This window comes from Dolichospermum sp. UHCC 0406, from assembly GCF_009712025.1.
Lineage (GTDB): Bacteria > Cyanobacteriota > Cyanobacteriia > Cyanobacteriales > Nostocaceae > Dolichospermum > Dolichospermum lemmermannii.
Map to the genome: position 1 here is coordinate 314,916 of NZ_VILA01000001.1, position 12,114 is coordinate 327,029.

The window sequence follows — 12,114 nt, forward strand, 5'->3', positions numbered from 1 at the left end:
ATAACTAATGACTAAGGACTAATGACTAATGACGAAAGATAAAGAATTAGAAATCCAGATCCAATTTCTGGAAGAAGCAACTGATTATCTCAATACTTTAGAAGGAATATTACTGGAAATTGACACCAGTAAACGCATCGAACTAGAACATATTAATGCTGCTATGCGAGCCGCCCATTCTATTAAAGGTGGAGCAGCTATGATGGGATTTCGGGTATTAAGTGATTTAGCTCATAAATTGGAAGATGCTTTTAAAGTTTTAAAGACTCAGAAAGATTCCTTGGAACTTGATACTCATTTACAAAGTTTATTACTATCTAGTGTTGATTGGCTGCGACAGATTGTGGAATTACTGGCCAAGGGTAATGATTTAGATGATAGTTGGTTAGGAAAATTTTGTTACCCAATTTTTGACGAACTTTATGAGCGTTTAGGTGAACCTACCCCAGAAGATATCACAACTTTACTATCATCAGAAGATGATCCAGAAATTATTTCTTTATTATTTGAAACTGAAGTTGAAGAGTATTTACAACACCTAGAAGCTAGATTAAAAAATAGTAACAAATCGGGATTAAGAGCAGAGTTAGTAATGATGGCAACTGAGTTAGGTGGGTTAGGAGAAATGCTGCAATTAACGGCATTTACCCAACTATGTCAATCAGTTAGTCATTACTTAGAAACTGATCCTGATAGTGCTGTGGAAATTGCTGATTTAGCATTAAAAGCATGGCGACAATCTCAAACTTTAGTATTAAGCAATCTTCGAGGTAATTTACCAACAAAAATTGATTTTGGTGAAGTTATTAATCATAATCTTTCTGAGCCATTAAATAAACAGGATTATTTATTAAATAAATCAGCTATTTCTGATTTTCAATTATTAGAAAATGTCGAATTATCTCCAGAAAGTGCTGATTTTGTTAGTGCTGATAGCGGATTGGCTTCAGAGAATCTGCCAATAGATTACAAATATACCGAACGCAAAACTGATATTCATTTATTTCCCAAAGAAAGAGAAAATCAGGAAAATACAGTTAGAGTTCCTAGTAAACATTTAGAGAAAATTAATGATTTGTTTGGAGAAGTAATTATTCAACGTAATGGGTTAAATGTGCAAATGGAAAGATTACGTAAATTGGTGCGTAATCTTAGTCAAAGAGTCCAAATTCTTGATCAAGAAAATCAAGAACTGCGAACAGCTTATGCAAAAATGATAACCCATAATCATCTGGTAGAAGAATCAACTAATCATGGTAATCAAGGAACAGAAAACAATTTTATAGAACAAGATAGCTATCAAAAATTGAATCTTTTATCTCAAAATGTCATGGAAACTATTGTTCAAGTTGCAGAAGTTACCAGTGATATCCAATTAAGTGTGGATGATACAGACCAAATAGCGCGAAAACTGAATAAAACTTCTAAACAATTGCAAAGACAATTAACTCAGGTGAGAATGCGTCCTTTTTCTGATTTAGTGGAACGTTTTCCTAGAGCTATTAGAGATTTAAATGTTGAATATGGAAAAAATGTGCAGTTGAAAATTGAAGGTGGAAATACTTTAATTGAAAGAGGTATTTTAGAGGCTTTAAATGAGCCTTTAATGCACCTGTTACGCAATGCTTTTGATCATGGAATTGAAGATCCTACTACTCGTAGAACTCAAGGAAAACCCGAACAAGGGTTAATTGAAATGAAGGCAGTTTATCATAGTAATCGCACAATTATTACTATTCGTGATGATGGTCAAGGTATTTCTTTAGAAAAAATTCGTCACCGCGCTTTAAAAATGGGTTTGGATGATTCTTTATTGGCGAGCGCTAGTGATGAAGAACTACTATCATTGATTTTTGAACCAGGATTTAGCACCTCGGAACAGGTAACAGCTTTATCTGGTCGGGGAGTAGGCATGGATGTAGTCCGTAATAACCTGAAATTAGCGCGAGGAGATGTGAATGTTGACACCCAAGCCGGAGTGGGGACGAAATTTACTTTATCAGTCCCATTTACCTTGTCAGTCGCGCGGGTTTTATTGGTTGAGAGCGATCGCTTAGTGTTAGCATTTTTTACAGACGTAATCGAGGAAATTTTCCTCCTAGAACAGGAGCAAATCTTCTTCCTAGACGGCAAAGAATTTATTAACTGGCAAAACCATCAATTACCATTGCTGCGTCTAAATAGTTACTTTGAGTTTAACTGCTCCCGCTACAATAACCTGGAATTAGAAACTTTGCCGATCATTAATGCTATAAGTGTATTGATAGTCAAACATGATCATCAACAGGTCGCAGTTCAAGTAGAACGCTGCTGGGGTGAGCAAGAGGTAGCTATTCGTCAAGTAGAAGGTAATATTCCCCTTCCCAGTGGGTTTAATAACTGTACAATTCTTGGTGATGGTCGAGTAGTTCCCCTGATTAATACTAATGATTTAGTCTTATGGATTACAACAGGTGAACGTCCCCATATCAGTAATAAATTACCAACAACTAGATTACAAACTGCATTCCTCAAACCGCCAAAAGTAGCAACTGTCAAACAACCTAGTCGCCAAAAAGGGGTAATTTTAATTGTTGATGATTCCATTAATGTCCGCCGTTACCTCGCCCTAACTCTCGAAAAAGGTGGGTATCAAGTAGAACAAGCTAAAGATGGTCAAGAAGCTTTAGAAAAGCTGGAAAGTGGTTTACAAGTGCAAGCGGTAATTTGTGATATTGAAATGCCCCGTATTGATGGTTATAGCTTTTTAGAGCGGATTAATAACAATACAGAGTTAAGAAATATTCCTGTAGCCATGTTAACTTCCCGTAGTAGTAGTAAACATCGTCAGTTAGCTATGCAATTAGGGGCAAAAGCCTATTTTTCCAAACCATATAATGAGCAAGAATTATTAAGGACATTAGAAGAAATAATTTTCCAGATTGCAGAAACAACATGATTGAATTAAAAATATATAAAATACAATAAAGCAATTTTAAATTTGAAAATCTTGGCTGTTTTTAAACCAATGATTCAGTCCACACGGGGTTTATGGCACTTTGGACAAACGGTACTGGGTATTATATTCCGCCACCCCATTACTGGTACAAGTATTATCCCCATTTTACCTGATGGTCAGATTGTTCTCATTAGAAGAAAGGATGATGGTCGTTGGTCATTGCCTGGTGGTATGGTGGATTGGGGAGAAGATGTTCCTCATGCAGTCCGTCGGGAATTGATGGAGGAAACAGGGCTAGAAGTGGTCACAATTCGCCGTTTAGTGGGAGTTTACTCTTCACCAAATCGTGATCCTCGGATTCATTCTATCTGTATTACTGTTGAAGTCGAAGTTCAGGGAAAAATGGCAATAACAGATTCCTTAGAAGTCATGGAAATTCAAGCTTTTCCTCCTAGTTCTTTACCAAAACCAGATATGTCTCATGATCATTTTCGTCAGTTGCAAGACTATTTAAATGGCTTAACAACACTTGCATAAAATATCAAAGATGAAAGATTTTGGGTTTGAAAATTAAATCCAAAGTCTATAATTAAAAATTGCCCAACTTAGACAACTAAATTAGTAAATTAAAATGAATCTTTTATTTCGTAACTCCCGAATCAAACTTAGTCAAGGGGTACTGTTTTGGCGTGAAGTTGGTACAGGAATACCCATGATTTTTCTACATGGTGCATGGAATGATGGCAGCGAATGGGTATCGACAATGGAACTATTGGCTAAAAATATCCATTGCTTCTCACCAGATTTGCTAGGTTTTGGTGAATCAGCAAATCCTAATATTCACCATTCTATAGATTTGCAAGTCGAGTGTTTAGCTGATTTTTTAGAAGCCTTGAAATTAGAAAAAGTCTATTTAGTTGGTAATTCTCTTGGTGGTTGGATTGCGGCTAGTTATGCTTTAAAATATCCAGAGCAAATATCTGGTTTAATATTGTTAGCACCGGAGGGTGTCGCAGCAAAAGGACAAAAAAAGGAATGGCAAAAAAGACGGCGGTTATTTAACTGTTCACCATTGATAATTAAATTTTTACGCTTCATTCTGCCGCTGATGAGATTGATTGGTTGGGAAGAAAGAATTGTTAAAGATTTAGAATTAAGAAGAGAATTATTACAATCCTCTACGGCTTGTCAATTACTTTTTAACCGCAAGAAACCAGAAATAGAAGCAGAATTATTAGAAAACCACTTACCAGAAATTAAAGTTCCCTGTTTGATTTTACAAGGTAGTCAAGATACAAAAACTGCTATATCAAAAAGTAATACTTATGCTCGATTAATTCCTCAAGTTCAGTTACATAATATTCCTCATGGGGAAAGTAATTTACCAGAAACTTGTGCTGGGGTTGTTGCTGAAGCTATTTGGGATTTTATTAATAAGTAGTCAGGAGTCACCGAGTCACCGAGTCAGGAGGAAGAAGAAGAAAGAAGAAGAAAGAATAGTCTTAAATCTAGGAAAGTGATCATTGAGATTAAGACTAGATTGACTCTAAATATCGGCGTAACTTACTACTAAACCAATCAATAACTGTGACTACTACTAATAGCACTAACATCATGGTTGTGGCTTTGGTATATTCAAAACCATCTATATAGCTTTTTAATTGAAACCCTATTCCCCCAGCACCAACTACTCCTAAAACCGAAGCAGCACGAATATTATATTCAAACATCCACAGGGTGTAACCTAATCCTAAAGGTAATATTTGGGGTAATATCCCATACTGGACAATTTGTATTTTCGATGCCCCAATTACCTGTAAAGATTCTAAGGAACGATGATCTACAGATTCTATTGCTTGTTGATAAAATTTAGCAAGATAACCAATAGTATATATTGACAATGCCAATGTTCCAGCAGGTGCGCCTAAGCCTGTAGCAGCAACAAAGATTAAACCTAAGATCATTGAAGGTACGGAACGAACAGCATTTTGCAGTAGGTTTGCTATCCATCTTAGCCATAAAGGGGCGATATTATTAGAACTGGCTATGGCAATTGGTAATGATAAAACTGCACCTAGGGATGTTCCCCAGACAGACATTTGCACGGTTTCAATTAATCCTTTAATAGCAATATCTAAAACTTGTAAGTTGGGAGGAAATAATCGTGAAATAAAATCTGTAATAAAAGGCCAACTATCTCTTAATAATTTAAGATCAACTTGTAATCCTTGTAATGCCCAAATGTAAACTCCTATCATCAATAGAAATACAAGTGAGGGAATAAGCCAAGGATAACGATGAAAAATTTGTGAATTAGAAATTTTTTTCATTGTTTTTAATAACTAAATATAAATTCAACTTTCTTAAATGATATGTGATGAAAATTGCGCTTGTAAATTTTCACATTTACCATCATAAACTACTTTTCCACTATCTAGAATTATCGCCCTTTGAGCGTATTCTGTAGCTAGTGCTAAATCATGTAAAACGGTAATAATAGTTAATCCTTGTTGATGCAATTCTGATAAAGTTGTCATGACTTGTTGTGAGGCTACCACATCTAAACCTGTGGTGGGTTCATCGGCTAAAAGTATTTGTGGAGATTGCATTAATGCTCTAGCAATTGCTACTTTTTGTTGTTGTCCACCACTCAATTGACTAGTTTTTTGATATATTTGTTCTCTTAAACCTAATTGTATTAATAATTCTAAGGCTAATGTGCGATCGCATTGCGGAAATCCCCATAAAGTTTGTCTCGTCTTTCTCACTCCCAATTTTCCAGATAAAACATTATCAATTGCTGATAATTGACGAATTAATCCCCCTCCTTGAAATAACATTCCCACATCTCGACGAATTTGCGGTAAGTTTTGATCACCCACAGAAACACCATTAATTGTAATTTCTCCCTTAACTAAGGGAACTAAACCCACAAGTGATTTCAATAATGTTGATTTACCTGCCCCATTCAATCCTAACAATACGACAAATTCACCTTGATTAATTTGGCAATTGATATTATTTAAAATGGGCCGGTGTAGAGATGCAATATAATCTGTTTCTAAATGACAACATTCAATAAAATTCACGTTACTTTTAGATAAATGATAATTTGTAATTACTTCAGAGAAAGGAGTCATGGTTAGTTTTGTGAAAATTTCATCAGAAAATGATAATTTTGTCAGAATTAAGAATTTTATTCCCAATATTCCTAATTCTGAATGCTGACCTTTAAAGATTATTCCATCCCCGCATTTTTCAGGGCTTCCCGCACTGGTTGAAGATGACGATTATGATCAACTCTTACCAATTCTGTGGAATTATATAAACTGCTTAGTAATTGATTGTTTTCGGATTTGTTTAACTTTAATAAAGCATTAATTAGCTTTTCTCTAATGATAACTGGGACATCATCATCAATCGCAATACCATGAGCCGGAACACCAGAAATTTTATGTAATATCCTGACTTTATCTCTATTCTCAGCCGCCAAATAGGGAGGGAAAAGAGCATATTCTGAGACTACCGCTACATCTGCTTGACCTCTAACTACAGCATCTAAGGCTTTACTATAATTTCCACCATAACTAACTTTACCAAAGAAGCTATCCAAGCGATCGCGGTTAGGGACAAAACCCTGTTTAACTAGCTCACTTACAGGAAAAAGAAACCCAGAACCAGATGTTGGAGAAGTAAAAGCAATAGTTTTTCCTCTGAGTTGTTCTAAAGTTGCTTTCGGAGAATTTTTACTTTTTAATTGGCTATTATTGGGAACAACAAAAATAGAATTATAAGTATACCTACCAGAGTAATTTTTGCGAACTTCAGCCAAATATAACCGAGAATTTGCTAATTGTTCAGCCTTTAAAGCCGGACGGCTACTTAAAAACGCTACATCAGCCCGATTTGCTCTTAAAGCTTCTACTGCGGCTGTCTCATCACCTACTTGCGCTTTAACAGGTATCCCTAACTCCTGAGATAAAAAAGCAGCCACATTATTAGCTTTATTTTGCAAGTCTGTGGAATCAGAACGACTAGGAAAAACTATAGTTAAAGGGTTCATTTTCTGAGCAACTAAGCGTGGTGCTGGTTGATTTTTTAAGGGGTTAGCTATGGCTATTTGCATAGAACCCAAACCACTCAAAGCCATTCCCGTCAAAGCTAACAGCCCTCCACTAATCCCCCAAAATCCCTTTTTATTTATTGTCATTTTTTTAACTCCAATTAGAGTATTTTTGCGAATTACTTGCAATTATTGCCATAAAAAACCTTAGCCTTTTTAACAATAAAAGTCAATAAACAAAAAAAAGAATTATTCATAACAGTGTTAAAAATCTTTTTATCGGATTTTTATACCAATTCTATTAAAAATGCACTGAATATTAATATCTTCGCCATTGTTCGTAGGTTGGGTTAAGCGACAGCGCAACCCAACGCATTTTTTGGTTTTAAGTAGGTTAGCATTGAAAATTGTCGTTATGGCACTAGACAAGAGGCAAGGGTGAAGAGATTTTGGGCGATTTTACGTTTCTTTACACAGATTGGTTTTATTCTGTTCACCTACTTAGTGCCTGAAGTTGGGTTTGGTCTTTGTTCAACCCAACCTACGAATCAAGGCTTTTTCAAACCTTTAACCTTTAAAGCTCTTACCTTTGCGCCTTTGCGCCTTTGCGTGAGACTAAAATTCATAACCCTGGGGTTTTACTTACATCCTAAAGATGCACGAGTATCTACACCTGTTTTAGAATTTACACCACTGGCATTAATACAGATTTTTTTTATCTGTATCATATCTAGAATTGCATTGGTAAAATCAGCACCAGTAACATCAACCTGATCAAAAGTGGAACGCAACATCATGGCTTCTGTAAAAACTGCATCACTTAAATCAGAATTTTTGAATCTTGATAAATAAGCAATACCTTGACTAAAATCTACACCGTGAAAATTCACAGTATCCAGTAAAGTACCGTTAAATACAGCACCACGTAAATCAGCATTGTTAAAATTAGTATTCTCTAATTTCACACTTGTAAACTCAATCCCAATTAAACTTTGTCCAGAAAAATCCTTCCCCCCGACTCCCTTGTTAGTAAGAGAATTAGTTACACTCGAAGAGCTTGCAGCTTGCGCTGATAAGGGAAACACAAACAACACTAAGGCTAAAATCAGACTAGCTAATATTGAGCGATACTTCATAATCTTTGCTTAATAAATCTCAACAATTCCACTATTAATCATTAAACCGCAGGAAGGATGCAGAAGTAATTCTCTGCTAAATTACCAGCAATCCCGTAGGATAGATAAATGTTGAGGTGCTATCCCAAGTAAATATAAATAACCACCTGTGGCTAATCAAGAAAATACTCCCCTGTCGGCAGTCGCTCATGGAGGAAACCCTCAAGACCGCGCTGCCTCCCAATCTCTGACGCGAACCCCTTTATATCAAATGGGTGTAGAACTCAAAGCCAGATTCACCAGCTTTGGGGGCTGGGAAATGCCCATACAATACAGCGGTATCACCCAAGAACACCACGCTGTCAGAAATACTGCGGGAATGTTCGATATTTCTCACATGGGCAAATTTACCCTCCAAGGTAAAAACCTGATTTCCCAACTTGAGTATTTAGTTCCTTCCGATTTAAGTCGTTTACAGCCTGGACAAGCGCAATATACCGTCTTACTTAACCCCCAGGGCGGAATCATTGACGACATCATTATTTATTACCAGGATACAGACAGTGCTGGTAAGCAAAATTTAGTCATCATTGTTAACGCCTCAACTACCGACAAAGACAAACAATGGCTATTGGCACATCTTGATCTTGATGTAGTTAAATTTCAAGACCTGTCACAGGATAAAATCTTAATTGCTGTTCAAGGCCCAACAGCTACTCATTCGCTGCAATCCTTAATTTCAGCAGACTTATCACCTATTAAGGCTTTTGGGCATTTAGAAACAACCATTTTTGGAAAACACGCATTCCTCGCCCGGACAGGGTACACTGGCGAAGATGGTTTTGAGGTGATGGTAGATTCATCAGTGGGTATAGATTTGTGGCAGAGTTTATATGATCTTGGTGTTGTGCCTTGCGGACTTGGTTGTAGAGATACATTGCGTTTAGAAGCGGCAATGGCACTTTATGGGCAAGATATTGATGATACCACCACACCGCTAGAAGCTGGTTTGGGTTGGTTAGTACATTTAGATACTAAAGGTGATTTCATTGGTCGGGAAGTTTTAATACAGCAGAAAGCCCAAGGAATGTCCCGTAAACTCATAGGTTTGCAAACACAAGGACGAAATATTGCCCGCCACGGCTACCCCGTATTATCATCAGATCAGGTCGTAGGAGAAGTAACAAGTGGTACTCTCTCACCTACGCTTGGTTATCCCATAGCCTTAGCTTATGTTCCCACCCAGTTAGCAACCCTCAAGCAGCAGCTAGATGTGGAAATTCGCGGCAAGGCTTATCCTGCGGTAGTTGTAAAACGCCCATTTTATCGCTCAAAGAATCGTGTTCCTAACTGATAATCTTTGCGGTTTTTGAGGAATAATGTTGTTTAGGTTACTGTTGTAACACTATTTTTTTAACAGAGAACGTGATATGTCTTTTGAATATCCCCAAGATTTGCGATACTTAGATTCCCATGAATATTTTCGTCTAGATGGCGACATTGCTACTATCGGTATTTCCGAATTTGCTGTTGATCAATTAGGTGATATTGTTTTTTTGGAACTGCCAGAAATTAATGATGTTATCACTCTAAATGACCAATTTGGTACAATTGAATCAGTAAAAGCCGTAGAACACCTGAATTCACCAATCAGCGGTACTGTCATAGAACGGAATCAAGCTGTAATTGACTCTCCTGAAGATATAGCAGAAGATCCCTATGGAGAAGGTTGGTTAATTAAAGTGCGTATTAATGATGCTGCTGAAATAGAAGACGCTATGACAGCAGATAAATATCGCGCTTTGGTAGAAGGTGAGTAAATAATTTAACATTCATATTACTCAAAATGTAGAGATGTTTCCCAGTAACCTCTCTACATATAGCAGGAGTCAGAATTCACTTGATAGCGCAGTGTGGTGGTAGCCATTTTTTGGTTTAGATTTTGGATTGTGAATTCTGGCAATTGCATTTAAATTTAGGTTTTTAGCTACAGTCTGCTTAGGCTTTTTTCGCAACTTGAAAAGCTGAGATATAGGTAATTTGGATATTTCCTCCATAATGATCTTCGATCTTTTTTCGTAATGCTGTAAATAAACAAGTTCTGGTTTCTATATCTAGTTTTAGGTATTGTGTATAGGTGCTTAAAAGCAGTAAAAAGTCATCCATATAATAATTAACTCTACAGACAACTTGTTCGGAAACTAAATTTTTGAATTTACCTGAATCAATGGCTTTTTGTCCTAAAGCTTGCACTATCTCTTTTTGAGTTTCTATATCTTCATATCTGTCTAAAAGTGGAGCATACTTTTGATAAATTTCCCGAAAATTTTGATATATTTCATATTCTGGTTGCGGTGTCATATTCCACAGCAAAATTAAATTACCATGATTCCGTAAAGCTTGAGAAATTTTGCTATTACCAAATTCAGGATTAATCCAATGGTAAGAAGTTGCTGCTAAAACAGCATCAAATTTTCCGGTTTCTAGTTCCCATTCTTCAAAGGTTGTTTGCTGAATTTCCACCTGTGGATAGATTACACAATTTTGTTTTGCCAAATTACAAGCTGCTAAACTTGGTTCTAAACAAATCATAGAAAAACCTAATTGAGCAAATGCTAAAGTTGCATTTCCCGGTCCACAACCTAATTCTAGAATATTGGCTTTGGTGGAAAGTTGAGCTACTTCTACAGCACCATTAATAATTTCTTGTGGATAGCGAGGTCTGAATTTATTATAGACTTCTGCTACATGAGAATACCAGTTTTTTCTAGTTTCTAAATCTTGAGAATATAAGTTTTTTAGTAGTTCCAGTTCTTTCATAATTAATCCTTAATTTCCCAAAGCTATCACGGCATTTTGTCCCCCAAAGCCAAAGCTAAAACATAGCACTTGCTGAATTTTACTTTCTTGTGCTGATGTGATGAAATTTAAATTAAATTCTGGTTGCTGAAGTCCTACACAGGGAGGTAAAATTTGGTTTTGCAATGCCATGAGTGAAAATGCTACACCTAAAGCTCCAGATGCTCCTAATGTATGACCTGTGCTACCTTTTGTGGAGCTAATCGCTAATTTTGGTGAAAACAAGTGTTGAATAATTTTACTTTCAATGCGGTCATTTAACTGGGTAGCTGTACCATGAGTGTGAATGTAGTCTATGTCTGTGGGTGAAATGTGACTACGTTCTAAACATTGTTTAATTGCCATGATTGCACTTTTACCTGATGGTTCTGGTGAATTTCCATGATATGCGTCTGCTGTCAAGCCAAAACCTAGTATTTCTCCATAAATCTTGGCTTGTCTTTGGGTGGCTAATTCCGCAGATTCGAGAATCAAAACAGCACCACCTTCACCTAGTACCAAGCCTTCTCGCTGCAAATCAAAGGGATAAGCTCCTGTTTTGGCTAAAGCCCCCATTTGCCTAAATCCGGCAATTGTCAGGGGGGTTATGGGTGCTTCTATTGCTCCTGTAATTGCTCGTTGGTATTGCCCAGTTTTGATCAACATTGTAGCTTGAGCGATCGCCCAAATTCCCGTTGCACAAGCCGCCATTGGGGCTAAAACTGCTGCTGTTGCCCCAATTTGTCGCGCTACAGCGATCGCATTCATCTGAGGTAAAGTATTTAACCAATTATCTAAGTTTAATTCTGCCTCTTCCTGATACATCTGTCGCGCCATGATCTCCCAAGATGCTTGATAACTCCGACTAGAACCAATTACCACCGCGCAATCAGGTAAAGGCGTTATTAATTGAGCATCTTGTAAAGCTGAGTTAACAACTATTTCCGTGAGTGTATTTAATAAAGAGGGTTTTTCAGCAATTAATCCCAGAGGAATTATTCCCAATTCTGGAAATAGTTGATGTAATTTAATTCCCGTTTTTCCTAATAGTAAATCTCGCCAACTACCCTCCAAGCTTTTACCTAAAGCGGAAACTAAACCAATCCCAGTCACAACAACTCTAACCAATTTTAGATTTTATATAAAAATACATGAAGAAG

At 36.7% G+C, this 12,114-nt stretch carries 11 protein-coding genes; 5 read left to right on the forward strand and 6 right to left on the reverse strand.

Going from position 1 to position 12,114, the window contains the following annotated elements; genetic code table 11:
* The first annotated feature begins 28 nt into the window (after positions 1-28).
* The 3 genes from FJR09_RS01480 to FJR09_RS01490 all read left to right on the forward strand — a co-directional run bounded on the left by FJR09_RS01480 (position 29) and on the right by FJR09_RS01490 (position 4,379).
* Positions 29-2,938: a response regulator gene (locus FJR09_RS01480; protein ID WP_015080293.1), complete on the forward strand. Its 2,910-nt coding sequence runs from the start codon at positions 29-31 to the stop codon at positions 2,936-2,938.
* A gap of 69 nt (positions 2,939-3,007) precedes the next feature.
* Positions 3,008-3,475, forward strand: coding sequence for an NUDIX hydrolase (locus FJR09_RS01485; RefSeq protein ID WP_174782899.1), 468 nt, complete (start codon positions 3,008-3,010; stop codon positions 3,473-3,475).
* Positions 3,476-3,569: 94 nt separating this feature from the next.
* Complete coding sequence (locus FJR09_RS01490) at positions 3,570-4,379, forward strand: alpha/beta fold hydrolase (protein ID WP_168653257.1); 810 nt, start codon at positions 3,570-3,572, stop codon at positions 4,377-4,379.
* 94 nt (positions 4,380-4,473) lie between these two features.
* On the opposite strand, the gene phnE is transcribed toward FJR09_RS01490, so the two are convergent.
* The 4 genes from phnE to FJR09_RS01510 form a co-directional block, all read right to left on the reverse strand.
* On the reverse strand, positions 4,474-5,268 hold the full coding sequence (phnE, locus tag FJR09_RS01495; RefSeq protein ID WP_015080296.1) for a phosphonate ABC transporter, permease protein PhnE: 795 nt from the start codon (positions 5,266-5,268) through the stop codon (positions 4,474-4,476).
* Positions 5,269-5,301: 33 nt separating this feature from the next.
* Positions 5,302-6,078 carry a phosphonate ABC transporter ATP-binding protein gene (locus FJR09_RS01500; RefSeq protein ID WP_015080297.1) on the reverse strand — a complete coding sequence of 259 codons (777 nt, stop codon included), beginning with the start codon at positions 6,076-6,078 and terminating at the stop codon, positions 5,302-5,304.
* Between the two features lie 98 nt (positions 6,079-6,176).
* Positions 6,177-7,148, reverse strand: coding sequence for a phosphate/phosphite/phosphonate ABC transporter substrate-binding protein (locus FJR09_RS01505; RefSeq protein ID WP_168653258.1), 972 nt, complete (start codon positions 7,146-7,148; stop codon positions 6,177-6,179).
* A 491-nt stretch (positions 7,149-7,639) separates the two neighbouring features.
* Positions 7,640-8,137 carry a pentapeptide repeat-containing protein gene (locus FJR09_RS01510; RefSeq protein ID WP_015080299.1) on the reverse strand — a complete coding sequence of 166 codons (498 nt, stop codon included), beginning with the start codon at positions 8,135-8,137 and terminating at the stop codon, positions 7,640-7,642.
* A 148-nt stretch (positions 8,138-8,285) separates the two neighbouring features.
* Between FJR09_RS01510 and gcvT the strand changes: the two genes are divergently transcribed.
* On the forward strand, positions 8,286-9,470 hold the full coding sequence (gcvT, locus tag FJR09_RS01515) for a glycine cleavage system aminomethyltransferase GcvT (RefSeq protein WP_168652315.1): 1,185 nt from the start codon (positions 8,286-8,288) through the stop codon (positions 9,468-9,470).
* 76 nt (positions 9,471-9,546) lie between these two features.
* A complete protein-coding gene (gcvH, locus tag FJR09_RS01520; protein ID WP_015080301.1) occupies positions 9,547-9,936 on the forward strand; it encodes a glycine cleavage system protein GcvH in 390 nt (129 codons plus the stop codon).
* Between the two features lie 178 nt (positions 9,937-10,114).
* Here the strand turns inward: gcvH and FJR09_RS01525 are convergent, their stop codons facing one another.
* On the reverse strand, positions 10,115-10,936 hold the full coding sequence (locus tag FJR09_RS01525; protein WP_168653259.1) for a class I SAM-dependent methyltransferase: 822 nt from the start codon (positions 10,934-10,936) through the stop codon (positions 10,115-10,117).
* A 9-nt stretch (positions 10,937-10,945) separates the two neighbouring features.
* On the reverse strand, positions 10,946-12,082 hold the full coding sequence (locus FJR09_RS01530; protein WP_168653260.1) for a beta-ketoacyl-ACP synthase: 1,137 nt from the start codon (positions 12,080-12,082) through the stop codon (positions 10,946-10,948).
* Positions 12,083-12,114: the final 32 nt, after the last annotated feature.